This is a genomic window from Paenibacillus sp. ACRRY (assembly GCF_022346995.1).
Lineage (GTDB): Bacteria > Bacillota > Bacilli > Paenibacillales > Paenibacillaceae > Paenibacillus.
Genome location: NZ_JAKRNM010000001.1, coordinates 1,780,663 through 1,806,135, shown reverse-complemented (window position 1 = coordinate 1,806,135; position 25,473 = coordinate 1,780,663). Strand labels below are relative to the sequence as shown.

At 47.0% G+C, this 25,473-nt stretch carries 23 protein-coding genes; all 23 read left to right on the top strand.

All coding sequences use genetic code 11. From position 1 onward, the window contains the following. The first annotated feature begins 11 nt into the window (after positions 1-11). The 23 genes from rimP (at position 12) to sleB (ending at position 25,369) form a co-directional block, all read left to right on the top strand. The gene (gene rimP / locus MH144_RS07725; RefSeq protein WP_095287724.1) at positions 12-473 is read left to right on the top strand and encodes a ribosome maturation factor RimP; all 462 of its coding nucleotides are present in this window, start codon (positions 12-14) and stop codon (positions 471-473) included. Between the two features lie 123 nt (positions 474-596). After that, the gene (gene nusA / locus MH144_RS07720; RefSeq protein WP_095287723.1) at positions 597-1,694 is read left to right on the top strand and encodes a transcription termination factor NusA; all 1,098 of its coding nucleotides are present in this window, start codon (positions 597-599) and stop codon (positions 1,692-1,694) included. A gap of 25 nt (positions 1,695-1,719) precedes the next feature. Next, entirely contained in the window at positions 1,720-2,028 is a 309-nt protein-coding gene (gene rnpM, locus MH144_RS07715) for an RNase P modulator RnpM (RefSeq protein ID WP_095287722.1), read from the top strand. Continuing rightward, positions 2,018-2,347 (top strand): L7Ae/L30e/S12e/Gadd45 family ribosomal protein, encoded by a 330-nt coding sequence (locus MH144_RS07710; RefSeq protein ID WP_170948040.1) that lies wholly within the window; start codon positions 2,018-2,020, stop codon positions 2,345-2,347. Before rnpM ends, MH144_RS07710 begins: the two co-directional genes overlap by 11 nt. Then, positions 2,340-4,943 (top strand): translation initiation factor IF-2, encoded by a 2,604-nt coding sequence (gene infB, locus MH144_RS07705; RefSeq protein WP_239298905.1) that lies wholly within the window; start codon positions 2,340-2,342, stop codon positions 4,941-4,943. The genes MH144_RS07710 and infB overlap by 8 nt, the downstream gene beginning before the upstream one ends. Positions 4,944-4,968: 25 nt before the next feature. Then, positions 4,969-5,328 carry a 30S ribosome-binding factor RbfA gene (gene rbfA, locus MH144_RS07700; protein ID WP_095358595.1) on the top strand — a complete coding sequence of 120 codons (360 nt, stop codon included), beginning with the start codon at positions 4,969-4,971 and terminating at the stop codon, positions 5,326-5,328. A gap of 19 nt (positions 5,329-5,347) precedes the next feature. Next, positions 5,348-6,325 carry a DHH family phosphoesterase gene (locus MH144_RS07695; protein WP_239298903.1) on the top strand — a complete coding sequence of 326 codons (978 nt, stop codon included), beginning with the start codon at positions 5,348-5,350 and terminating at the stop codon, positions 6,323-6,325. Beyond that, the gene (gene truB / locus MH144_RS07690; protein ID WP_239298901.1) at positions 6,319-7,242 is read left to right on the top strand and encodes a tRNA pseudouridine(55) synthase TruB; all 924 of its coding nucleotides are present in this window, start codon (positions 6,319-6,321) and stop codon (positions 7,240-7,242) included. Before MH144_RS07695 ends, truB begins: the two co-directional genes overlap by 7 nt. Before the next feature lie 70 nt (positions 7,243-7,312). Next, positions 7,313-8,251 carry a bifunctional riboflavin kinase/FAD synthetase gene (locus tag MH144_RS07685; protein ID WP_239298899.1) on the top strand — a complete coding sequence of 313 codons (939 nt, stop codon included), beginning with the start codon at positions 7,313-7,315 and terminating at the stop codon, positions 8,249-8,251. A 159-nt stretch (positions 8,252-8,410) separates the two neighbouring features. After that, a complete protein-coding gene (gene rpsO / locus MH144_RS07680) occupies positions 8,411-8,680 on the top strand; it encodes a 30S ribosomal protein S15 (protein ID WP_056700672.1) in 270 nt (89 codons plus the stop codon). A gap of 233 nt (positions 8,681-8,913) precedes the next feature. Next, positions 8,914-11,016 carry a polyribonucleotide nucleotidyltransferase gene (gene pnp / locus MH144_RS07675; RefSeq protein WP_153978031.1) on the top strand — a complete coding sequence of 701 codons (2,103 nt, stop codon included), beginning with the start codon at positions 8,914-8,916 and terminating at the stop codon, positions 11,014-11,016. A 177-nt stretch (positions 11,017-11,193) separates the two neighbouring features. Then, a complete protein-coding gene (locus MH144_RS07670; RefSeq protein ID WP_239298897.1) occupies positions 11,194-12,189 on the top strand; it encodes a polysaccharide deacetylase family protein in 996 nt (331 codons plus the stop codon). Positions 12,190-12,283: 94 nt separating this feature from the next. Continuing rightward, positions 12,284-13,567, top strand: coding sequence for a M16 family metallopeptidase (locus tag MH144_RS07665; protein ID WP_239298895.1), 1,284 nt, complete (start codon positions 12,284-12,286; stop codon positions 13,565-13,567). Continuing rightward, entirely contained in the window at positions 13,527-13,973 is a 447-nt protein-coding gene (gene dut, locus MH144_RS07660; protein WP_239298893.1) for a dUTP diphosphatase, read from the top strand. Before MH144_RS07665 ends, dut begins: the two co-directional genes overlap by 41 nt. Positions 13,974-14,113: 140 nt before the next feature. Then, positions 14,114-15,013, top strand: coding sequence for a dipicolinate synthase subunit DpsA (gene dpsA / locus MH144_RS07655; RefSeq protein WP_239298891.1), 900 nt, complete (start codon positions 14,114-14,116; stop codon positions 15,011-15,013). Continuing rightward, positions 15,010-15,606: a dipicolinate synthase subunit B gene (locus MH144_RS07650; RefSeq protein WP_153978033.1), complete on the top strand. Its 597-nt coding sequence runs from the start codon at positions 15,010-15,012 to the stop codon at positions 15,604-15,606. Before dpsA ends, MH144_RS07650 begins: the two co-directional genes overlap by 4 nt. A gap of 416 nt (positions 15,607-16,022) precedes the next feature. Further along, positions 16,023-17,240, top strand: a complete 1,218-nt coding sequence (gene dapG, locus MH144_RS07645) for an aspartate kinase (protein WP_239298889.1) — start codon at positions 16,023-16,025, stop codon at positions 17,238-17,240. A 45-nt stretch (positions 17,241-17,285) separates the two neighbouring features. Beyond that, positions 17,286-18,164 (top strand): 4-hydroxy-tetrahydrodipicolinate synthase, encoded by an 879-nt coding sequence (gene dapA, locus MH144_RS07640; RefSeq protein WP_239298887.1) that lies wholly within the window; start codon positions 17,286-17,288, stop codon positions 18,162-18,164. 469 nt (positions 18,165-18,633) lie between these two features. Next, positions 18,634-20,313, top strand: a complete 1,680-nt coding sequence (locus tag MH144_RS07635; RefSeq protein ID WP_095287708.1) for a ribonuclease J — start codon at positions 18,634-18,636, stop codon at positions 20,311-20,313. A 282-nt stretch (positions 20,314-20,595) separates the two neighbouring features. Then, the gene (locus MH144_RS07630; protein WP_239299294.1) at positions 20,596-21,303 is read left to right on the top strand and encodes a ClpP family protease; all 708 of its coding nucleotides are present in this window, start codon (positions 20,596-20,598) and stop codon (positions 21,301-21,303) included. After that, positions 21,300-21,530 carry a YlzJ-like family protein gene (locus tag MH144_RS07625; protein WP_095358583.1) on the top strand — a complete coding sequence of 77 codons (231 nt, stop codon included), beginning with the start codon at positions 21,300-21,302 and terminating at the stop codon, positions 21,528-21,530. The genes MH144_RS07630 and MH144_RS07625 overlap by 4 nt, the downstream gene beginning before the upstream one ends. A 90-nt stretch (positions 21,531-21,620) precedes the next feature. Then, positions 21,621-24,350 carry an FtsK/SpoIIIE family DNA translocase gene (locus MH144_RS07620; RefSeq protein ID WP_239298885.1) on the top strand — a complete coding sequence of 910 codons (2,730 nt, stop codon included), beginning with the start codon at positions 21,621-21,623 and terminating at the stop codon, positions 24,348-24,350. Positions 24,351-24,541: 191 nt separating this feature from the next. Then, positions 24,542-25,369 carry a spore cortex-lytic enzyme gene (gene sleB / locus MH144_RS07615; RefSeq protein WP_239298883.1) on the top strand — a complete coding sequence of 276 codons (828 nt, stop codon included), beginning with the start codon at positions 24,542-24,544 and terminating at the stop codon, positions 25,367-25,369. Positions 25,370-25,473 lie beyond the last annotated feature (104 nt).

Sequence of the window (25,473 nt, the reverse complement as noted above, 5' to 3'; positions counted from 1 at the left end):
GGTTATCGGTTTTGAGCACAACGAAGATTAAATCTACCGTGGAAGAAATGATCCAACCCTACTTGAATGAACAAGGCTTCGAGCTGGTTGACATCGATTACGTCAAAGAAGGCAGCAACTGGTTTTTACGGGTGTATGTCGACAAAGAGGGTGGCATCGACATCGATGATTGTGTCTTGATCAGCGAACAGCTGAGCGCCAAGCTGGATGAGAACGATCCGATTCCAACCGTCTATTTCCTTGAAGTGTCTTCTCCGGGAGCTGAACGTCCACTGAAAAAAGCAGAGGATGTTGCAAAATCCGTAGGGAAAAACGTATTTGTTACTACCTACGAAGCAGTGAATGGAATGAAGGAATTTGAAGGTAAATTGCTTTCCTTTGATAACGGGGAACTTGTGATCGAAGCAGGCAAGAAGCAGTACACGGTTCCTTATGATAAGGTAGCCAGTGCGCGCTTGGCCATTCTGTTTTAAGTGCCTTGTTCACTTTATTAATGAAAAAGACACATCTCACGATAACGGCAAGGTGCTCATGAGTTCTGAGCCTTTCGCCGTTTTACGTATGAGATGCCATGTTTGAAAGGGGGATCAACATTCATGAGTATGGATTTTATTGAAGCAATGAATGAATTGGAGCGGGAAAAAGGGATCAGCAAGGATGTGCTGTTTGAAGCGATTGAGGCGGCATTAATCTCCAGCTACAAACGTAATTTCAACACCGCTCAAAACGTGCGTGTTGATATGAACCGCAACACTGGAGTTATTCGTGTATATGCACGCAAATTAATCGTGGAGGAAGTCCTCGACTCACGCACCGAGATTTCGTTGCCTGCTGCACGTGAAATTAACCCACACTTCCAGCTGGAAGATATTGCGGAGATTGAGGTTACGCCGCGCGATTTCGGCCGTATCGCCGCACAGACTGCCAAACAGGTAGTGACCCAGCGGATTCGTGAAGCCGAACGCGGCCTGATCTACAACGCTTTCGTTGACAAGGAAGAGGATATCGTTACGGGAGTGGTGCAGCGTCAGGATTTGCGCAATATCTACATCGATCTGGGCAAAATCGAAGCGGCATTGCCGTTAACCGAATTGATGCCGAATGAAAAATTTGTTCATGGTGACCGTATCAAGGCATACATCACCAAGGTCGAAAATACGACCAAAGGGCCGCAAATCATTTTATCCCGCACACATCCGGGTCTATTGAAACGACTCTTTGAATTGGAAGTTCCTGAAATTTTCGATGGAGTCGTTGAGATTCGCTCCGTTGCACGTGAAGCGGGCTTCCGCTCCAAAATTGCCGTACATTCCCGCAATGAGGAAGTTGACCCGGTTGGATCATGTGTAGGCCCTAAAGGCATGCGCGTGCAGACCATTGTGGGTGAGCTGCGCGGTGAAAAGATTGACATCGTTCGTTACTCCGAACAGGTAGACGAATATGTGGCTAATGCATTGAGTCCTTCCAAAGTGTTGGAAGTTCAAGTATTTGAAGAAGAGAAGATGGCCCGTGTCATCGTACCGGACTATCAACTGTCCCTCGCTATCGGCATCAAGGGCCAAAATGCCCGCCTGGCAGCGAAGCTGACCGGCTGGAAAATCGACATTAAGAGCGAGAGCCAGGCGGAACAGGAATTCGGCAGAGAAAAAGATTCTTCTTCAGAAATGCACCAAGATTCCGTCTCCGTCGATTAAAGTAAAGCACGGGGGGCGCTAACGTATGAAACAGAAAAAAGTACCGCTGCGCAAATGTGTGGCGTGTCAAGAAATGATGCCCAAAAAGCAACTGATCCGTATCGTTAAAACGCCAGAGGATGAAGTGCTGATCGATTTGACTGGCAAAAAGTCCGGACGTGGCGCTTATTTATGCGGCAAGGAATCCTGTTTTAAACTTGCACTCAAAAACCGGTCTTTGGATCGGGCGTTGAAAGGCAAGGTTTCACCTGAAATTTACGAGCAATTGGCTGCTGATTTCGCATCGGTTGAAGATGATTTCATAGCAGCGCAGGAGCGTGATCATGATGAATAACAAAGCGTTGTCTTATCTGGGACTCTCCATGCGCGCAGGCAAACTGGTGACAGGTGAAGAAATCGTGCTCAAGGCGATCCGTTCTTCCGAAGCTAAGATGGTTATTGTTGCGGGTGACGCCTCGGCCAATACACAGAAGAAATTTCGCGACAAATGCGGAACCTACAAAGTTCCGCTGGTGATCGGATTTGACCGGGATAGTCTGGGTTCAAGTATCGGTAAAGAAACGCGGGTTGTTCTTGCGGTAACGGACCGTGGGTTTGCAAAAATGATCTCCAAGCAAGTCGGTATAATGTCGGAGGTGGAGTATATTGAGTAAACAGGAAAACAAGGATAAATTGCGAGTTTATGAATATGCGAAGTCCCTTAATATGAGTAGCAAAGAAATTATAACCATTCTTAAAAAACTGGATATTCCCGTAAACAATCATATGAGCGTCATGGAGAATGGTTCAGTGGGTAAGGTGGAACAATTTTTTAAAGATATAAAATCCACTGCAGCATCCAAACAGAACAGCGAGGCAAAACCAGTCGCTACTTCCTCCGTGCGCAGTGAAAAAACAGTGGACAGCAACAAGCCGGCCGGCGGAGCGAACACGCCGAACAACAGTAATTCATCCGGTAGTCCCGTACAAACAAAAATACAACAGGAAAAGCAGGTAGGTATGAACAATAGACCAAATTCAAACAATAACAACGGCTCCCAAAGACCCAGCGGCCAAGATAGCCGCAACAGAACTAACTCTTCCCAAGGCTCCAGCCAGGGAGGACAAACAGGTAATCGCTCCAGACCTTCGCAAGGCGGACAAAGTAGTACAGCTTCACGTCCACAAGGCGGACAAAGCAGCACAGCTTCACGTCCACAAGGTTCAGGACAACGGCCTAACAACAGTGGTGGCGGTCAAGTGAGAAGCGCTGGACCAAGCAACACTGGTAATGGTGGCAACCGCAGCGGTGGCCAAGGACAGAATCAAGGACAAGGTCAACGCAGAGGCGGACAAGGAAATTCCGGTAATAACAACAACGGTAACCGTTCTAACAGTGGCGGCGGCGGACGTCGTTATGACGACAACCGTGGCGGTAACTTCCGCGGCAACCGTGGTGGCAAGAACAACCGTAACAGAAACCAACAACAGTACCAACAACGTGAGAAAATTGATAATACACCTAAGAAAATCATCGTACGTGGTGATATGACTGTCGGTGAAACAGCGAAGCTTCTCCACAAGGATGCTTCCGAAGTTATCAAAAAACTCATTGGTATGGGCGTTATGGCTACAATTAATCAAGAGCTCGATATCGATACAATTCTTCTGCTCGCAGGTGAATTCGGTGTTGAGGTTGAAGTGAAAATTGTGCTTGAAGACGATCGTTTCGAGACTGTGGAAGAGAATGATGATCCTGCGGATCTGCAATCCCGTCCTCCAGTTGTAACGATTATGGGTCACGTTGACCATGGTAAAACAACACTACTTGATGCCATTCGTTCCACGAATGTAACGGGCGGCGAAGCTGGCGGAATTACGCAGCATATCGGTGCTTATCAGGTAGAAATCAACAACAAAAAAATCACATTCCTGGATACACCGGGTCACGAAGCGTTTACAGCGATGCGTGCTCGTGGTGCACAAGTAACGGATATTACCATCATCGTTGTTGCTGCGGATGACGGCGTTATGCCACAGACTGTTGAAGCCATTAACCACGCAAAAGCAGCGGGTCTTCCTATTATCGTTGCGGTTAACAAAATCGATAAGCCTGGTGCAGATCCGGACAAAGTAAAACAAGAACTGACCAACTATGAACTCGTTCCGGAAGAATGGGGCGGTGACACCATCTTTGTTAACGTTTCGGCGAAACAAAGAATGGGTCTGGAGGGTCTGCTTGAAATGATCCTGCTCGTTGCTGAAGTGAACGAGTACAAAGCGAACCCGGACAAACGTGCCCGTGGTACAGTGATCGAAGCCGAACTGGATAAAGGACGCGGCCCAGTTGCCCGTATTTTGGTACAGCACGGTACTTTGAAAGTTGGAGATGCCTTTGTAGCAGGTAACTGCTTCGGTCGTGTACGTGCGATGGTGAATGATAAAGGTCGCCGTTTGAAAGAAGCTGGACCTTCTACTCCTGTAGAAATCACAGGGTTGACTGAAGTTCCAGGTGCGGGTGATCCATTCATGGTATTTGAAGATGAGCGTAAAGCTCGTTCTATCGCTGATAAACGTGCGATCACGCAACGTGAATCCGATTTGGGTACCAACACACGTGTAACATTGGACGATCTGTTCCAACACATCAAAGATGGCGAAATCAAAGATCTGAATGTCATTATCAAAGGTGACGTTCAAGGTTCTGTTGAAGCATTGAAGGGCTCACTTGCAAAAATCGAGGTTGAAGGCGTGCGCGTGAAGATCATTCATAGCGGTGCTGGTGCAATTACCGAATCCGACATTATCTTGGCTGCTGCATCAAATGCCATCGTGATCGGTTTCAACGTTCGTCCTGACAATCAGGCGAAAATAACTGCAGATCAAGAGCAAGTAGACATTCGTCTTCACCGTGTCATCTATAGCGTTATTGAAGAGATTGAACAGGCGATGAAAGGAATGCTTGATCCGATCTACAAAGAAAATGTAATCGGTCATGCTGAAGTTCGCAGCACGTTCAAAATCAGTAAAGTGGGTACCATCGCAGGATGTATGGTTACTTCCGGTAAAATTACACGTTCAGCAGAAGCACGCTTGATTCGTGATGGCATCGTCCTTTACGAAGGTAAGCTTGATTCACTGAAACGTTACAAAGATGATGCCAAAGAAGTAGCTCAAGGCTACGAATGTGGTATTACTCTTGATAATTATAACGATCTCAAAGAAGGCGACGTTATCGAAGCCTTTGTCATGGAGACGGTACAACGATAAGCAAGGAAGCATGAGGTGAACAACTATGGCCAAGATTCGTACAGGTAGAGTGGGCGAGCAGATCAAGAAAGAATTGAGTGTGCTTATCCAGTCCGAACTGAAAGATCCACGTATCGGCTTCATTACCGTAACAGGTGTCGACGTGACTAATGACTTGTCGCAAGCCAAAGTTTATCTGAGTGTCTTCGGTGAACAGGAGCAAAAGGATAACTCGCTTAAAGCACTCGACAAAGCAAATGGATTTTTGCGTTCCGAGCTGGGCAAGCGAATTAGACTTCGCCATGTACCTGAATTGATATTCAAGATCGACGAATCGATCGCTTATGGCAGCCGGATTGAAAAGCTGCTTGGCGACATCGGTACGGACAAGAACGAATCCCAGTAACAGCATAAAGGAGACGGCAATGCACACTTATGAACAGGCGCTTCAGGCAGGAAAGCAATTCCTGCTGGAGCATGATGATTACCTGGTCGTGTCGCATGTACAGCCGGACGGTGACGCAGTCAGCTCGACAGTAACAGTGGGCTGGCTGCTGTCATGTCTGGGGAAGACATTCACGATGATCAATGAAGGTGAAATCCCGCAGCGTATGCGTTTTTTGTGGGGTGCAGACGAAATCGTGAACATGACCGAACAACCACCGCAGCGTAAATATAAAGCAGTGATTTGTGTAGACTGTGCAGACTTTGCAAGAGTGGGCCTAACTCGCGATTATTTTGAAGAAGATGCTGTTATTTTAAATATTGATCACCATCCCACTAATGATGCTTATGGAACGGTAAATATCATTAAACCGGATGCAGCAGCTACTGCGGAAATCTTGTTTGATTTTGTAAACTTGTTCCCAGTGACCTTGAACAAAGATGCTGCAACGGCTATATATACAGGGTTGCTTACGGATACAGGCGGGTTTCGGTACGCGAATACCAGTCCAAATGTAATGACAACTGCATCCAAATTGCTGGAACATGGCGTGGATGGACCTTACCTCGCGCAAATTTTGCTTGAACAGGTTACGCTACCTCAGGTTCGTGTATTAAATCAGGCACTTTCGAGTCTGCAAATGACAAAGGACGGAAAAATTGCCTGGGTGGTTATCACACCGGAAGATATGATCGCTTGTGGAGCGGCTAATGAGGATCTCGAAGGGGTTGTAAACTACCCTCGGAATATTCAAGGCGTGGAAGTGGGGATCTTTTTCAAAGTGATCAACAACAATGCTGTAAAAGTGTCTCTTCGGTCGGCAGGTAAAGTCGATGTTGCTGCGCTTGCACAGACATTTGGCGGAGGAGGCCACGTACTGGCTGCCGGATGCCGTGTCGAAGGTGAATTGGAAGAGATTGTAGCCAAAGTACTGAAGCAGGTGAATGCGCAATGGTAAAACCACTTGAAGGAATTTTGCCTGTATACAAGCCAGCAGGATTCACCTCACATGATGTTGTGGCCAAAATGCGACGCATTTTGAAAATGAAGCGTATTGGGCATACAGGAACATTGGACCCACAAGTTACAGGTGTACTTCCGCTATGCCTCGGACGGGCCACTCGGGTGGTCGAATACATGCAGGAACTTCCGAAGGAGTACTTGGCAACACTACGATTGGGTCTGTCCACGGACACGGAGGATATGACGGGTGAGGTTATTGAACGTTCGGAAGAACCAGTCCAAGTTACTGAAGAACAGGTGCTTGAGGTCCTGAATCAGTTTAAGGGTACGATTTCCCAGATTCCACCCATGTACTCTGCTGTGAAAGTCGACGGTAAACGTCTGTATGAGCTTGCACGTGAAGGCAAAACCGTCGAACGTAAGAGCCGCGAGGTTACGATTTACGAGATTGAACTGACCGGAATCGAAACGCATGGCGACACGATTGATATTTCCTTCCGGGCATTATGTTCCAAAGGGACATATATTCGAACACTGTGCGTGGATATCGGCCGAGAACTGGGATACCCATCTACTATGGTACAGCTTGAGCGTACCATTTCTGCGGGAGTTACAGCGGATCGGTGTTTGCGATTTGAGGATGTGGAACAGCACATGGCAGCAGGTACGCTGGCTGAAGTGCTGATTTCGGTAGATGATGCCGTTGACTACATGCCTGCCCATAAAGTTCTAGAGGACAACACCAAAGGAGCTCTCCAAGGTCAGAAATTGTCTGCACGTTTATTGGAGCCGCCCGTGGAACAGCCAGGGCTTTTGCGGTTATATGCTCAGGATGGCACATTTCTCGGTATCTTCGAACGAGATAAACATAAACCAACAGTTCGAGCTGTAAAGGTTTTTTTACCGGAATAATGAGGCCTTGAGTTTAGGTTCATGTGATGTTAAGCTCGGTCTATCAAGTGAAATGCAGGTGAATGATTGTATGAAAACCGTAATGCTAACGTATCCGCAGACATTAACTTCCGATGAATTGCGTAGACAACCCCAGGTGCTGGCCATTGGCCAATTTGATGGAATGCATCTCGGACATGCAAGCGTCATTCTGTCAGCTGTCCGCATTGCTCGTGAAAAGGGCATGCAGTCGGCGGTAATGACCTTCCATCCGCACCCGAAAGAAGTCATGCGCAAAGGTGATTACGAAGGTTACTTGACGCCCCTGAGAGATAAGGAAGATATCTTGGCAGAGATGGGCGTTGATGTGTTATATGTTGTGGAGTTTAATAAAGAATTTTCACAGTTGACACCGGAGCAGTTTGTACATGATCTGCTGATTCCGCTTCAGACTCGAACGGCGGTAGTTGGTTTTGACTTCCGTTTTGGTCACAAGGGAGCCGGTGATGAGCAGATGCTTCGTTCGCTGGGCAGCAATGAGATGGCTGTAGAAACTGTACCTCCATTCCTGCTTAATGGGGAGAAGGTCAGCAGTTCTTTAATTCGTGGTTTGCTTAAACGTGGAGAAATGGATGAAGCAAGTCAGTGGCTTGGACGTCCTTACAGTATCAGAGGAACGGTTATCCACGGAGAGAAACGCGGCCGGACGATTGGTTTCCCTACTGCAAATCTCGAATTAACAGACCATTATGTGGCACCTGCGAAAGGTGTGTATGCTGTTCGCGTATATCATGGGGAGCAGTCGTTGCGAGGGGTAATGAACCTCGGTGTGAAGCCTACGTTCCACGATAGCGGGATGAAGCCTACGTTTGAAGTACATGTGCTTGATTTTGAAGGGCATCTCTATGATGAGGAACTGAAGGTAGAACTGGTACACTATATTCGGGAAGAACGCAAGTTTGACTCGATCGATGCTCTGATTAGCCAGATTCGGGAAGATGCCTTGACTGCTGCAAGACTCTTAGGTTGAAATTCCGAGTAAAATGTATGTTTACATTTACTTTGGTTAGGCAACTATGATATAATGTACTACGTTGTCGTTTTAGACAACAGACAACCTTGGCTTGGTTGCACGCTCTCACCGGCGGTAACGAGGCTAATGGCGATTATAATGAAGGAGGTGAATAGGATGGCATTGACTCAAGAACGTAAACAACAACTGATCGACGAGCACAAAACTCATGAGTCCGATACTGGATCACCTGAGGTGCAAGTTGCTATCCTTACGGAAAACATCAGAAGTTTGACAGACCACTTGCGTACGCATAAGAAAGACCACCACTCACGTCGTGGACTTTTGAAAATGGTAGGTCAACGTCGTAAGCTTTTGGCTTACGTGAAAAACAAAGATGTTAAACGTTACAGCGCATTGATCGAGAAACTCGGATTGCGTCGTTAATTATCGTACATGTTTTCAAAACCAACCTGGCTGTTATCCGTCGTTCCTCTGTATTGAGGGACAAGCGGAGTTTACAGCTGGGTTGTTTTGTAGATGAACATGTTGCCATATATTTGTAGATGACAGCTCCGCAAGGAGCTTTTGTTTTGCAAGTTAATGAATGCAGGACAAGCAGGAAATACTGAGAAAATGCAGAATCCATTGTGTTAGGAACGATTAGAAGGAGGGATTTCATGGAAAAGCGTGTTGAAATGCAGCTTGGTGGAAGAACGCTTGTGCTTGAAACAGGACGTTTGGCTAAACAGGCAAATGCTGCCGTTAAAGTAACATACGGAGATACGGTTGTTTTGTGTACCGTTACAGCATCAAGCGAACCGAAAGATCTGGACTTTTTCCCGCTCACGGTGAACTATGAGGAAAGATTGTATGCCGTAGGTAAAATTCCAGGCGGATTCATTAAACGGGAAGGAAGACCAAGTGAGAAAGCCATTCTTGCTAGTCGTCTGACAGACCGTCCAATCCGTCCATTGTTCCCTGAAGGTTTCCGTAATGATGTACAAGTTCTCAACATCGTTATGAGTGTTGATCAGGACTGTGAACCACAGATTGCTGCCATGATCGGTACATCGGCTGCACTGAGCATTTCGGACGTTCCATTCAACGGGCCAATCGGTGGCGTAAAAGTTGGACGTATTGATGGTGAATTCATTATTAACCCAACCATTGCACAGCTTGAAGTCAGTGAAATTGAACTCGTTGTTGCAGGAACCAAAGATGCCATCATGATGGTAGAGGCAGAAGCAAACGAAGTTCCGGAAGAAGTTATGCTCGAAGCCATCATGTTCGGACATGATGAAATCAAGAACATTGTGGCTGTCATTGAAGAACTGGTCCAAGTGGCCGGCAAAGAAAAAATGGCTGTAAAACTGCACGCTGTAAATGCTGAAGTTAACAGTGCTGTACGTGAATATGCGAGTGCTCGCTTGGTAGAAGCGGTTAAAATCGCTGAGAAGCATGCTCGTCAAGACGCGATTGATGCAGTGAATGACGAAACCGTTGCTCATTTTGAAGAGCAATACATCGAGACTCCTGAACTGCTCAAAGACGTGAAGGAAGTGCTGCACGATATCGTCAAAGAAGAAGTGCGCCGCTTGATCACACATGATAAGGTTCGTCCGGACGGACGCGGACTTGCAGAGATTCGTCCAATTGAGTGTGATACATCATTGCTGCCACGTACGCATGGTTCCGGTTTGTTCACACGTGGTCAAACACAAGCGCTTAGCATTTGTACCTTGGGTGCATTGGGTGATGTTCAGATTCTGGATGGAATCAGCTTGGAAGAAACCAAACGCTTCATGCATCATTACAACTTCCCGCCATTCAGCGTGGGTGAAGCTCGTCCATTGCGTGCTCCAGGTCGTCGTGAGATTGGACATGGTGCGTTGGGTGAACGTGCTCTGGCTAAAGTTATTCCTTCGGAGACGGACTTCCCGTACACAATTCGTCTGGTATCAGAAGTATTGGAATCTAACGGATCAACTTCACAAGCAAGTATCTGCGCAAGTACGCTTGCCATGATGGATGCTGGTGTACCCATTAAAGCTCCGGTTGCTGGGGTAGCTATGGGTCTGATCAAAGATGGAGAGCATGTGTCCATTCTTAGTGACATTCAAGGTATGGAAGATCACCTGGGTGACATGGACTTCAAAGTTGCAGGAACACCTGAAGGTGTGACAGCGATCCAGATGGATATTAAAATTGATGGTATTGATCGTCAAATTTTGTCCGAAGCGTTGGCTCAAGCCAAAGAAGGCCGTATGCATATCCTGGGCAAAATGACCGAAGTAATGAAAACGCCACGTGAGCAGTTGTCACAGTACGCGCCTAAGATTACGACTATGCATATTAATCCGGATAAAATCCGTGATGTTATCGGTGCTGGTGGTAAAATTATCAATAAAATCATCGAGGAAACTGGTGTTAAAATTGATATTGAACAGGATGGACGCGTATTTATCGCTTCTTCCAACCAGGACATGAATGATAAGGCAAAATCGATTATTGAAGGAATCGTACGTGAAGTGCTGGTCGGCGAGATTTATGTCGGCAAAGTAAAACGTGTTGAGAAATTCGGTGCATTTGTCGAAGTTCTGCCGAACAAAGAGGGTCTGGTTCACATCTCACAATTGTCAACAGAGCGTGTTGCCAAAGTAGAAGATGTTGTAGCCGTAGGTGATTCCATTACCGTTAAAGTAACGGAAATTGACCAACAAGGTCGCATCAACTTGTCCCGCAAAGCAGTATTAACGGCTGAAGCTCCGGCACAGTCCTAAGCTCTGCTTAATTTTTACAGATCCATTGAATGAAGAGACAGAATGTGTATTTCTGGCTCTTTTTTTAACGCCTAAAATCGCTTAACGTTAATGAATTTCAAAAGACTGCCTGAATTTGTTCATATTCTTGCCCTTGTCCTCATATGATGGGGACAAAGACGGCGGGAGGATGGAACTGTGAAAAACCAATCTAAAAAGCTGGTTGCAGTTCTGGCGGGTGTGGCGGCTGTCATACTGGTCGGACAAGTAGGCAGTGTACGTACATACATTACGGAGATTCGGGATGGCCCGGGGACACAAAATGCATTTGATATGTTTCAAGAGGCGACTGGAGAGGATGCCCTGTTATCGGCGATCCGGGATAAAGCGGCCGAAACAAAAATAGCTCCGGTCAATGCCAAAGTGGACAGGGTATGGAAGGCAATACCGGGCTATAATGGCTTGGAGATTGATGTGGAAGCCACGTATCGCAAGGCACTTGGTGGTAACCTCAATACCAAAATTGCATATGTTTATCGTCAGGTTGAACCAGAAATCCAGCTCAAGGATCTTGGAGCTCACCCGGTATACCGGGGGAATCCGGCAAAGCCGATGGTTTCGTTTATGATTAATGTGGCTTGGGGCAATGAGTATATTATCCCGATGCTTGATACGCTCGATGCCGCGAAGGTGAAGGCGACCTTTTTTTTGGATGGAAGCTGGTTAAAGAAAAATGCCGAGCTCGCCAAAGAGATTCAGAAACGAGGTCATGAACTGTCCAACCATGCTTACTCTCATCCAAACATGAGTCGATTGAGTGCAGAACGGGCCAGACTTGAGATAAGCAAGACAGAGGATCTGCTCAAGGAGACGCTAGGAGTGGAAAATCGCTGGTTTGCTCCCCCGTCAGGTGACTTTAATCAGAAAACAGTAGACATTGCCTCAAGCATGGGGTTGCAAACGGTCCTATGGACACTGGACACCGTGGATTGGAGAAAGCCAAGTTCAGCTTCGATTGTAAATAAGATTGAGGCAAAAGTGGAAGCGGGTACGTTAATTTTGATGCATCCCACTGCATCCTCGTCAGGCGCACTGAAAGGCATGATTGAGTCGATTCGTGGGAAAGGCCTCGCTCTCGGTACAGTGAGTGAGACGTTATCTTCTGAACGCATAAAAGCTCCGGCGGTTGAGTGAGCGGCGTTTTTTTGTTAATATCAAACAGTTGGAACCAAATGTCGATTTCGTTTTTGGAGATCAAGGCAATTATAGAGATGTAGGAGGGCCAACCGTGAAAAAAATTCAGCTGGGCAATGGCCTCAGGGTAGTCATGGAACAGATTCCGACCTGTCGTTCCGTGTCTTTTGGTATATGGGTCAAGACAGGATCGCGTAACGAGCAGCCTGTTAACAATGGAGTATCACATTTTATTGAGCACATGTTGTTCAAGGGAACGGATCGTTACGATGCCAAAGCAATTGCGGAACAGTTTGATGCTATCGGCGGTAACGTGAACGCATTCACTTCGAAAGAATACACGTGTTATTATGCTAAAGTATTGGATGAGCATCTGCCTATCGCTGTAGATGTATTGTCTGACATGTTTTTCCGTTCCAAAATGGATGATGGCGAGCTCATCAAGGAGAAAAACGTCATCCTCGAAGAGATTTCAATGTACGAGGATACGCCGGATGATATGGTACACGATTTGATGGCTACGGCTGCTTATGGAGAGCATCCGCTGGCTTACCCGATTCTGGGTACGGAAGAACAACTCAAAGCGATGGGTTCCAGCGATCTGCGTGCATATATGAAGGAGCACTACACGATTGAGAACACAGTCATTAGTATTGCAGGTAATATTGATGACAGTGTGATTGAATTGATGGAAAAGCACTTTGGATCATTTGACGTTCATGGTGCGGCAGAACAGATTACCGTTCCCAAGTTCCAGAGTGGGCAGCTCTTTCACAAGAAGAAAACCGAACAGAATCACATTTGTATTTCGTTTCCAGGCTGCAAAATCGGAGATCCACTGCAGTTTGCCATGGTTGTATTGAATAATGCCATTGGTGGCGGAATGAGCTCCAGACTGTTCCAGGAAATTCGTGAAAAGCGCGGACTGGCATATTCCGTTTATTCCTATCACAGTTCTCATGCGGACAGCGGGCTGTTTACGATATATGCAGGTACTGCACCGAAACAAACGAAAGAAGTGTTGGACCTGACCAAAGAGGTTCTGCAGGATCTTGCAGTTAACGGTCTGACGGAAGATGAACTGCGCAAAGGAAAAGAACAGCTGAAGGGTAGTCTGATTCTCAGTTTGGAAAGCACGGGAAGCCGGATGAATCGTTTGGGTAAAAACGAACTGATGCTGGGCAGACACCATACGCTGGATGAAATGATAGCCAAAATTGAACAAGTAACGATGGAAGATATCGATGCTGTACTTGACCTGATGTTCGCGGAGCCGTTTGCGCTTGCTATGGTCGGTGCTTCTGATCGCACCATTGCTGGATTAAGAAGGGATGATTTTGTTGCATTACGTTCAAATTCAAAAGTTACCGGGCAATGAAGATATTAAACTGCCTCAAAAAATGTCAGAGCTTGCATCAGGCTTTGATGTAGTTGCTGCGCTTCAGGAGGATGTTGTATTGCAGCCGGGACAGCGCACGCTGATTCCGACAGGTCTGGCTATGGCTATGCCTGCGGGCCTTGAAGCACAGATTCGCCCACGCAGTGGCCTGGCGTTCAAGCACGGCATTACCTGTTTAAACACACCAGGGACCATCGATGCGGATTACCGGGGCGAGGTTAAAGTGCTTTTGATTAATCTGGGCCAGGAGCCATTCACGATTGTACGGGGTGAACGTATTGCTCAAATCGTGTTTCAGACTGTTCCTGCTATTGAACTAACCGAAGTGAGCGAACTTTCGGAAACGGTTCGCGGCGAGGGTGGATTCGGTCATACCGGAAAATAATAAACGGCTACGAATGATGAAGGGCCTTCCCCATGCGGGAAGGCTTTTTTGTTTGGAGAAGAGATAGGAAATGTTTTTCACCCCCCTGTGGGCCCCTGCATACGATAAGGCATACATGTGGTGAAAGGAGTGACGTCCCGATGCTGACCGGAGTCCGGATAGTAGTCCTGGGCGGAGATGCGCGGCAGCTTGAAGTCATTCAAAAATGCGCAGTGCTGGATGCCACAGTGAGTGTGGTCGGTTTCGACAAGCTGGAGCGTTCTATTCCGGGGATCGAACATCATGAACTGGAGGATGAGGTGTTGGCATCTGCGGATGTGCTGGTGCTGCCCGTGGTTGGATGTGATGATCAGGGGAAAGTGAGCACCTCATTCAGTGACTTGCCGATTTTCCTCAAAAAAGAACAGATAGCGGCATTGCCAGAGCATTGTATTGTTTTCACAGGAATGGCAAAGCCATTTTTGCGTGAGTTGTGCGTGGATAACGGTTTGCGGCTTATCGAGGTGTTGGATCGTGACGACATTGCGCTCTACAACTCGATACCGACAGCTGAGGGAGCGGTCGCCATGGCGATTCGGGAGACGGACTTCACGATCCACGGGTCGGAATGTATTGTGCTTGGGCTTGGCCGAACAGGATTCACAATGGCAAAAACGCTCCAGGGTCTTGGGGCAAATGTACGGGTGGGAATCAGGCGGGAAGAAGATGCAGCTCGGGCTAACATCATGGGCTGGAAGCCTTTCATGACAACGGATTTGGCCGCTCAAACCGGGGCAGTTGACTTGCTTTTTAATACGATACCGACTATGATAATCACAGCACAAATCCTGTCCAGAATGCCGCAAAAAGCAGTCATTATTGACCTCGCATCCGCTCCTGGCGGCTGCGATTTCAGATATGCTGAAAAACGCGGCATTAAAGCGCTTCTGGCGCCAGGCCTCCCCGGCATTGTTGCTCCCAAAACGGCTGGCGGCATTATTGCCGACGCGTTGATCCGTTTGCTTTTGGAAGAACAAAACGCACGGGAGGTTGAACAATGAACTGGAAGGGTAAAACGGTAGGTTATGCGATTACAGGTTCTCATTGTACGTTTGAAGAGGTTATGCCGGTAATTAGCCGGTTTGTGGCTGAGGGTGCGAATGTCGTTCCGATTATTTCCAATTCGGTATTAACAACGGATACACGCTTTGGTACGGCTCAGAACTGGCAAAAACAGTTGAAAGATATAACCGGTAATGATATTATTTCTACAATTGTTGAGGCGGAACCGCTCGGACCATCCAAATTGCTTGATGTGCTCGTGATAGCTCCCTGCACAGGGAACACCACGAGTAAGCTGGCTAATGCGATGACCGATAGCCCTGTGCTGATGGCAGCCAAAGCTCAGATGCGGAATCAGCGTCCGGTAGTGCTCGCCATCTCCACAAATGATGGTCTGGGACTGAATGCCGCGAACATCGCCAAATTGCTTGTGGCAAAATATATGTACTTTGTACCGTTTGGGCAGGATGATCCGGTGAAGAAGCCAAACTCGTTAGTGGCCAAAATGGAACTTATTCCGGAGGCATGCTGGAGTGCACTGGAAGGTAAACAGTTACAGCCGATGATTGTGGAACGCTCTGCACAGGCTTGATCGTTTATTAACCAAGTTTAACATCTGCTTACGGGTTTGATTTCGCAGTGGAGAAGTTCTAGGATAACGGTTATACGCATGAAGAAATGAACTTGGTTAGGGTAGACAAAGAAAATCATGGGGGACGATACGTCGAAAGTTTAACATCTTTCTGTGTACGCGTTCCTGTCGTTGAAGGGCATTCCTGCTTGCACCGAATTGATCGCAAGCGGGATGCGTTCATGAAGATATGCATGTCGTGATCGGTGACAACCGACCTTCAGTTTGTGAATTGCTTTGAGCAATCTACAGAGGAAAAACGGCATATAATGTCGTAATCATTGCTGAATTTATTGCATCGGAACGCTCCCTGGGTTGATCCATTTGTTGATTTGACCGTGTCCAGTCTTCTTGCGTACACAAATGGAGGAATTAAGATGCGTATCATGGTACAGAAATTTGGAGGCACGTCGCTCTCTACAGTTCAGGCAAGAGAGCACGTGCTCCGTCATATTAAACGTGAACTTGAGGCAGGACTTAGTCTTGTCATTGTTGTATCCGCTATGGGCCGCCGGGGTGAACCATATGCTACAGATACATTGCTTGACTGGGCAGCGCAAAATGGTAATGCACTGTCTGCACGTGAAAAAGATTTATTGTTGTGCTGTGGTGAAATCATATCAGCTACAACGCTCAGCAGTCTTCTGGAACATGAAAACATCCCCACAACTGTGCTGACTGGTGCGCAGGCAGGCTTTGTGACGGACGACAATTTCGGGAATGCCCGGATTTTGGATGTCCGTCCTGTTCGTGTGCTGGAGGAGCTTCAAAAAGATCGTGTTGTTATTGTTACCGGTTTCCAAGGGCAGACAGAGAGCGGGGACTTTACCACTTTAGGTCGTGGAGGTAGTGATACATCAGCGACGGCACTGGGTGCCGCTCTTCATGCGGAGATGGTGGATATCTATACGGATGTAAACGGCATTTTGACCGCTGATCCGCGGATAGTAGAGGATGCACGACCGTTGACTGTGGTGAGTTATGCCGAGATCTGTAATATGGCGCATCACGGGGCGAAGGTTATTCACCCCCGAGCAGTAGAAATTGCAATGCAATCCCAGATTCCAGTACGTGTGCGTTCCACTTTTGCAGACAGCGAAGGAACCCTTGTTACTCATCCGGAGGGCTTCCAGGATGTGCAGACAGGCATAGTAGATCGTTATGTGACGGGTATTGCTTACGTTAGCAATGTAACCCAGATCACCGTAGATGTACCGGGAGGCGCAGATCGGCTGCAACTGAAAGTCTTCAAAACAATGGCTGAAAATTCGATTAGTGTTGATTTTATTAATGTTACCCCTTCAGGAGTCGTGTATACGGTATTCGACAGTGACTCTGAAAAAGCAATTCAAGTATTACAAGAGATTGGTCTTAAACCTCAAAGTCTGTCCGGCTGTGCCAAAGTTTCGGTGATCGGCGGTGGAATTAACGGTGTGCCTGGAATTATGGCAAGAATCGTTGAATCGTTAACACTGGCTGACATTCAGATATTGCAATCTGCAGATTCGAATACAACCATCTGGGTACTTGTAAAAAAAGAAGATATGGTTCAGGCCCTGAGGGCGCTTCACACCTCATTCGAACTTCATCTGTAATTAGAAGCGATCGGAGCCAGACCTGTTTTGAAGGAGGAAATCGAATTGGACTTTGGAAGATTGATTACAGCAATGGTCACTCCGTTCAACGAACAGGGGGAGATTCATTGGGAGGAAACTGCAAGGCTTATAGACTATTTAATTTCAGATCAAAAATCTGAAGCACTTGTGGTGTCCGGTACGACCGGTGAATCTCCTACACTTAGCGACAGTGAGAAGGTGCAGCTTTTTGAGTTTGCAGTGAAGCATGCTGCAGGAAGATGCAAAATCATTGCCGGAACAGGGTCTAACAATACTGCCCATTCGATCCATCTGACACAAGAAGCTGAACGTGTTGGCGTGGATGGGGTCCTTTTGGTCGTTCCTTATTACAACAAACCAAGCCAAGAAGGCATGTTCCAACATTTTGAAGCCATCGCGAGCTCAACCAAACTGCCTGTGATGCTATATAACGTGCCAGGACGTACCTCGGCCTGCTTGTCTGCGGCCACTACGCTTCGCCTGGCTCAGATACCGAATATTGTGGCTACGAAAGAATGTGCTTCTTTGGAGCATGTGACACTCGTCGCTGCAGATGCACCCGATCACTTTAAAGTATATACGGGAGACGATGCGTCAGGCTTACCAGCGATCACAGTGGGGGCATACGGCATTGTTAGCGTCGCGAGCCATGTGGTTGGTTCAGAGATGAAGCAGATGATTGATTCCTTTGTCGGTGGAGACACTCAAAATGCAACGAGATTGCATCAGAAGCTTTTCCCGGTGTTCAAAGGTTTGTTTGAGTGTCCTCAGCCTTTGCCGAACCCGGTTGCAGTGAAATATGCACTGACGTTACGTGGATTGAATGTTGGGTCAGTGCGTCTACCGCTCATTGCTCCAACCGAAGATGAGCAGGGCTTTATCCGTGCCTTGTTTAATGAATAACAAGTGTATGTCTTGAAATTATTAATCTTTATAACATATTTAAACAAAAAGGAACCGCTCTTCAGAGAGAAGAAGTGGTTCTTTTTTTGTTTTTTGGGGTTGTTTCATCCTTGCTGTCAGAGGGAAACCTAAGGCTTAACGACAGAGTGACTTGTTTTTTTTGTTTTTAATCATGTATAATGATGTCAAGTGACTGGGTGCGGTATTTTTTTGAAATTGAAAGCGACATCGTTTCGAGATGTGGCTTTGCGGTGAAAAGGGAAGGAACGGCTAAGAAGGAATCATTTCAAATCCAACTTGTTGGTGAAGGGGAATTGCTTCGAAGAACTTCTTCCAAATATCGTGAATAAAGGTGTTCTTTTGCATACATGCCTATCTATTGGCTTTGATGTGGAGATTACTTTTTTAACTTACAATAAATAAAATAATAAGGTACGACGTCCAACTACCATAGGAGGTTCAGATTCATTTGTCTAAGAAAAATAATAACGATAAACTGATGATTTTTGCACTGGGCGGCGTAGGCGAGATTGGTAAAAATATGTACGTCATCCAATACGCTAACGACATTGTAGTCGTAGATGCTGGTCTTAAATTCCCTGAAGAAGATATGCTTGGAATCGACATTGTCATTCCTGACATTTCGTACTTGACTGAGAACCGTGACAAAGTAAGAGGTATTATTTTGACTCACGGTCACGAAGATCATATCGGTGGATTGCCGTATGTTCTGAAACACCTTAACGTTCCTGTATACGGAACGAAGCTTACACTCGGACTGGTGGAAAACAAGCTGAAAGAAGCCAATTTGCTGGGTGAAACAAAACGCATTCTGATTGATGCTGATTCCGAGATCCAACTTGGATCGGTATTGAAAGCAACATTCTTTGCTACTAACCATAGTATTCCGGATTCCGTTGGTGTATGTGTTGAAACACCAGAAGGTGCTGTAGTTCATACAGGTGACTTCAAATTCGACCACACACCAGTAAATGGTCAATATGCGGATCTTCAACGTATGGCACAGATCGGTACGAATGGCGTACTTGCGCTTTTGTCTGACAGTACCAATGCCGAGAAACCAGGCTTTACGCCTTCCGAAAAAAATGTAGGTATCGTTCTGGAAGATATCTTCCGTAAAGCGAGCCAGCGCGTTGTAGTGGCTACCTTTGCTTCCAACGTACACCGGATTCAACAGGTTATTAATGCAGCAGAAGTGACTGGCCGCAAAGTGGCTGTCATTGGACGCAGCATGGTAAACGTTGTAGGTATTGCTTCGGATCTGGGTTATCTGGATATTCCGGACGGCATGATCATTGAACCTGAAGAAGTAGGTAAAATGGCCGCTGACCGCGTTGTTATTCTCTGCACAGGAAGTCAAGGCGAGCCAATGTCTGCATTGACTCGGATGGCACGTTCTACTCATCGTAAAGTAGACATTCTTCCTGGTGACACGGTTATTATTGCAGCAACACCGGTACCGGGTAACGAGAAGTATGTAGGCCGTACCATTGATGAACTGTTCCGTCTCGGAGCTAATGTACATTACAGTGGTGCGAACAGCGGTGTACACGTATCAGGACACGGTAGCCAGGAAGAGCTCAAACTGATGCTTAACCTGATGAAGCCTAAATTCTTCCTGCCAATTCACGGGGAGTTCCGTATGCAGCGCCGCCACGCAGTTCTTGCTGAATCTGTAGGTATCGATCCTGATAACATCTTCATCACGGATATCGGTGAAGTGGTTGAGATTCAAGGCGGAGCAGCACGCAAGGCTGGTAAAGTTACTGCAGGCAACGTACTGATCGACGGATTGGGTGTAGGCGATGTAGGTAACATCGTATTGCGTGATCGCAAACTTTTATCTCAAGATGGTATTCTTGTCGTTGTAGTTACCCTGAGCAAACAGGATGGTAAAATTGTCTCCGGTCCGGATATCATTTCCCGTGGATTTGTATACGTACGGGAATCCGAAGGACTGCTTGATGAAGCCAACCGTATTGTCAGCAGCACGCTGCAAAAGTTGATGAGTGAGAACGTAAACGAATGGGCTTCACTCAAAACGAATGTAAAAGATGCACTGGGACGCTTCCTGTATGAGCAAACTCGTCGCAGACCGATGATTTTGCCAATTATCATGGAAGTTTAAAATACATTAAAATCATATATTCAGGCACACAGTCGCCCCTGATCTACGAGTAATATTGGACGGTTCCTCGTAGATCAGGGGCTTTTTTTGGTTTTTGTGGATTGGCTTCATGGATAATGTAAGGGATTTTTGGCAGTTCATCGGGTATAAGTAAGCTGGAAAATTCCCCATACTAAGGAAGACATTAATATAGTTATGGGGAAGGGGATTAACATAATGAGTGAGTATATAAATGGCAAGCAGACATCCAAGTCAAATCAACCTGAGACGGAGACACCGAGCATGCCTGCCCAAGATGACAAAGGATTGTCTCCCGTTACAGAAGCGATCCAGCAGTTCGGACAGACTCAGTCACCCGCAGGAGAGTCCAATATTTTCTGTATGACGATTATTGGACAGGTTGAAGGTCATCTGATTCTGCCTCCGCAGAACAAAACCACGAAGTACGAGCATATTATTCCGCAATTGGTTGCTGCTGAACAGAACCCCCGGATCGAAGGGATTCTGATCATTCTGAACACCGTGGGAGGAGATGTGGAGGCGGGTTTAGCGATTGCCGAGATGATTGCTTCTCTGAGCAAGCCGACCGTTACCGTTGTTATTGGGGGAGGACACAGCATTGGGGTTCCAATCGCAGTAGCTTCAACCTATTCATTAATTGCCGGAAGTGCAACAATGACGATTCATCCCATCCGGATGAACGGCCTTGTCATTGGAGTTCCTCAAACATTTGAATATATGGAGAAAATGCAGGAACGGGTTGTCCGCTTTGTTACCACGCATTCGAATATTTCGGAGGACATGTTCAAAGAACTCATGTTTAAGACAGGGGAATTGAACCGGGATATCGGTACCGCCGTAGGAAGTGCTGATGCAGTCAAATACGGATTAATGGATGCGGTTGGCGGCATCGGACAAGCCATTGCCCAGTTAAACAAACTCATGGGAGACAAGAGACAGACTCTGCAGGCAGGAGGGCTTACTCAATGACCATGTATACTGTAATGCCGCCGGAGCATCTCTGGTCAGGGATGTGGAATGAAGGGGAAGATACGCGTGAAGTCAAGATCAACGGTTTATTGATGCAGATCAGACCGGTTAGTGAGAGCGAAGCTGTTATCGTGCGTTTGCTTGACTGCCCGCTAGAAGCGTACCTTGATCCCGCCAATATGCCTGGCTCCAAAGTTCCTCTTTCAGGTAACGCGGGACCAACATAACATGACGAAAAAAGACAAATAGGGTAAGAAAAGAACATATGTACGGATTATATTTGTATGGTATAATATTCTTCTGGGGGTGACCTGATTTTGGCCAGAAGAAAAAAGAAGAAGAAAAAAGGCGCTGCGTTCAGCGGCGTTTTAAAATATGAAATCTACGGAATTGTGCTTATTACTCTGGCGGTTATCGCTCTATCCGGAGAAGCAACGGTAGGACGTTCATTATCCAAAATGTTCGGATTAATGCTAGGGAAATTCTATTTTGCCATTCCGCTGGTTGGGATCTATTACGGATTGATGGTTATGATTCACCGAAAGTGGCCAAGCGGTTGGACTACTCGTAAGACCGGGCTTGTTCTTCTGGTGTTTGCGTTAACCTTGATGAGTACCGTATCTGCAATGCATCAGAAGCTTATCCCTGTGGGTGCTCTCGAGCCTGGAGCGGTTATTACACAAGTACATAATGATATGCAGACCGAACTGCTACAACCTGCGCCAGGTGAACGTGATTCCATGTTAAATAAGGACATAAGTGGCGGCTACATTGGGGCTGCTCAGTTTGCTCTGTTCTTGTGGCTGTTCGGCAGTCTGGGCGCTCGCCTGATCATGATCGTGATGTTTATTATCAGTTTTATGCTGATTACGAATCTGTCCTATGTCGATCTGGTACGCATTTTCAGATCCAAGGTATGGGATGCCGGCAGTTCGATCTACAAAAAGCTGGAGTCCAGACCTTCAGCACGTTCTGCTGCAACATCCTCCGGAAAAAAAGCTGGAGCAGCACGTAAAGTGGTTCCTATTCCGGCGGATATCGAAGAGGATGAAGAGGATGACTTGGAAGAAATGCATCTTCCCAAGCGAAAAGCACCCATTTTCTTTCAATTGTTTGGTAAGTGGGGTGCGGATCGAGAGACAACCAAATCAGACCGAGAGATGGAGCAAGAGCAGCCACCGGCAGCAGAGCAAGTGTTATATCGCGCAGAGCCGGATCATGTCGCAGAATCATGGAAAGAAGAGCCGTCATTTGCCTCAGAGGTTCCAGCTTCTGCTGGAAGGGATACTCCGCCGACCAGTTCTGCTCCGATTATTCGGGATTTCTTCGAACATGTCAGATCCGAGGATCATGTGAAGGATGATGATCTCGACGATGCGTATCCGTTTCCCGAGGACATTTCAGATTCCAGCCAAGAAGACGACATCCCGATCAAAATTAGTGATGAACTGGTGGACGGAGCAGATTGGCCTGTAAATGAGGCGGGTACTGATGACCTGAGTGTGATGGAGAACAGCCTGGAAGGACAACCTGGTGGATTAAATAATGCATCTTCGGTGATGGACAGTGAAACTGTTGAGGGACAGGCGATGGAGCCGGTTAAACCCCCTCCACCACCTCCGAAGCCGTACAAACTCCCTTCGTTCCGCCTTCTTGCGAAGCCTAATAACGGCGGTAAGGGCGGGGATCAAAAAGATTATATGCAAACTGCCCGGAAGCTTGAAGCCACACTGGAGAGCTTCGGTGTGCGGGCGAAAGTGCTAGAAGTTGTTAGAGGTCCAGCCGTTACGCGATATGAAATTCAACCGGATATTGGTGTGAAAGTTAGCCGAATTGTAAGTTTGACTGATGATATCGCACTGGCATTGGCGGCAAAGGATATCCGGATGGAAGCACCGATTCCGGGTAAATCAGCGATTGGTATTGAGGTGCCCAACGGCGAAGTTTCAGTTGTAACGATGCGTGAGGTTATGGAAACATCCACGTTTCAGGATGCTGAGTCCAAAGTGACTATTGCATTTGGACGGGATATTTCTGGTCAGACCATCATTGGCAACCTCGCCCGTATGCCCCATTTGCTTGTTGCGGGTGCCACGGGTTCTGGTAAATCGGTATGTATTAACGGGATTATCACAAGTATTCTGTACAAAGCGAAGCCAGATGAAGTGAAATTTCTGATGGTCGACCCGAAAATGGTTGAGCTTAATGTATACAATGGCATTCCTCATCTGATGGCTCCGGTAGTTACGGATCCCAAGAGAGCTTCGCTTGCCCTCAAAAAAATTGTGGTGGAGATGGAGAAGCGGTATGAGTTGTTCTCCAAATCGGGTACACGGAACGTTGAAGGTTACAACAACCTGATGAAGGATAATCCGTCAGCTGTGTTGCCATACATCGTTGTTATTGTGGACGAGCTTGCGGATCTGATGATGGTTGCAGCGGGGGATGTGGAAGATGCCATTGCCCGTCTTGCCCAAATGGCGCGTGCAGCTGGAATCCATCTCATTATCGCCACGCAGCGGCCTTCCGTAGATGTCATTACAGGTGTCATCAAGGCCAATATCCCGTCTCGGATCGCATTCGGTGTGTCTTCGCAGGTAGACTCCCGGACAATCCTAGATATGGGTGGAGCCGAGAAACTGTTGGGTCGGGGCGATATGCTGTTCATGCCAATGGGGGCTTCCAAGCCAGTACGGGTGCAGGGAGCTTTCATGAGTGATGAAGAAGTTGAGAATATTGTTAATTATGTGCGTGGACAAGGCGAAGCGCAGTACGATGAATCCATTGTTCCTGAAGTCGATGACTCCGTTCAAGCGGCAGATGAAGTACAAGATGAACTGTATGAGCAAGCTGTGCAAATTATTTTGGAAGCGAAGCAAGCTTCCGTATCCTTGCTTCAGCGGCGCATGCGAGTGGGTTATACTCGCGCCGCACGTCTGATCGACTCAATGGAGGCTCGTGGTGTTATTGGCCCGTATGAAGGCAGTAAGCCTAGGGAGGTTCTAATCTCGCTGGAACAATATCAACAAAACAAAATAAGTTCTTAAGCACCATCAATTAAATGTATCTATGCATGCCCCCAACAATAAGTTGGGGGCTTTTTTTGTTTTTTATGGTCGTTGAAGTTTTGCCATGTTGTCCAATGATCGGGTGATTTGGTGCATAGGAAGCAAGCAGGCTTGTCATAATAACGTTAGCGATTCTGTTAATCCCACAAGAGAAAGGTAGAGCACAGTCGATGCGAAAAATGAACATATGGCTTTTCACTGCGATCTTGCTGATGTCTGCATTGGGAATTCGTTATTTGCTCCCTGACCATTCGGCAACCCAAGAATCCAAACCGAATACTTCCCAGGTGGAAGAGAAGACGCTGCCCACCTTCAGCAGTAACACCGTACAATATGGAAGTTATGGGCAGGATGTATACGAGCTCCAAGGCAGACTGAAGTACTTAGGTTTTTACAATGGTAAAATCGATAGTAACTTTGGCAGCAGCACGCTGAAATCCGTAAAGTGGTTTCAATCTGAATTCGGCATGAAGGCAGATGGTGTGGTTGGCGCTAAAACTAAACTGAGGTTGTACAACGCAACTAAACAATGGTCTCCGACCGAGCCGCCACTGCACAAAGAATCGTCAGGCCAGGGTGAGGACAAAACCGGCAATGCAAACAAAGAGCAGGACAACATGGGATCCGCTAATTCCATGGGCTTATCCGAGAATGAAATTAAGATTATGGCCAATGCGGTATATGGCGAATCCAGGGGAGAACCCTTTGAAGGTCAGGTTGCTGTAGCGGCAGTCATACTGAACCGCGTGAAATCACCGAGTTTTCCAAATACACCATCCGGCGTCATTTTCCAGCCTGGTGCATTTACCGCTGTAGCTGACGGGCAGATCTATCTGGAACCCAATGCGCAGGCCCGTAAAGCGGTTGAGCAGGCAATGAATGGCTGGGACCCATCTGGCGGCTGCCTGTATTACTTTAATCCCAAGACGGCTACTTCCAAGTGGATCTGGACCCGTCCTCAGGTGAAAACAATCGGTCAGCATATCTTTTGTATGTGATGATGTTGGAAGCAACCAGAAGACGTGTCTTCGGTTGCTTCTTGCCTTTTGCATGGGTTAAAATGGTTGTTGCACTTGAGAGTTACCGAGATATTGCATAACAA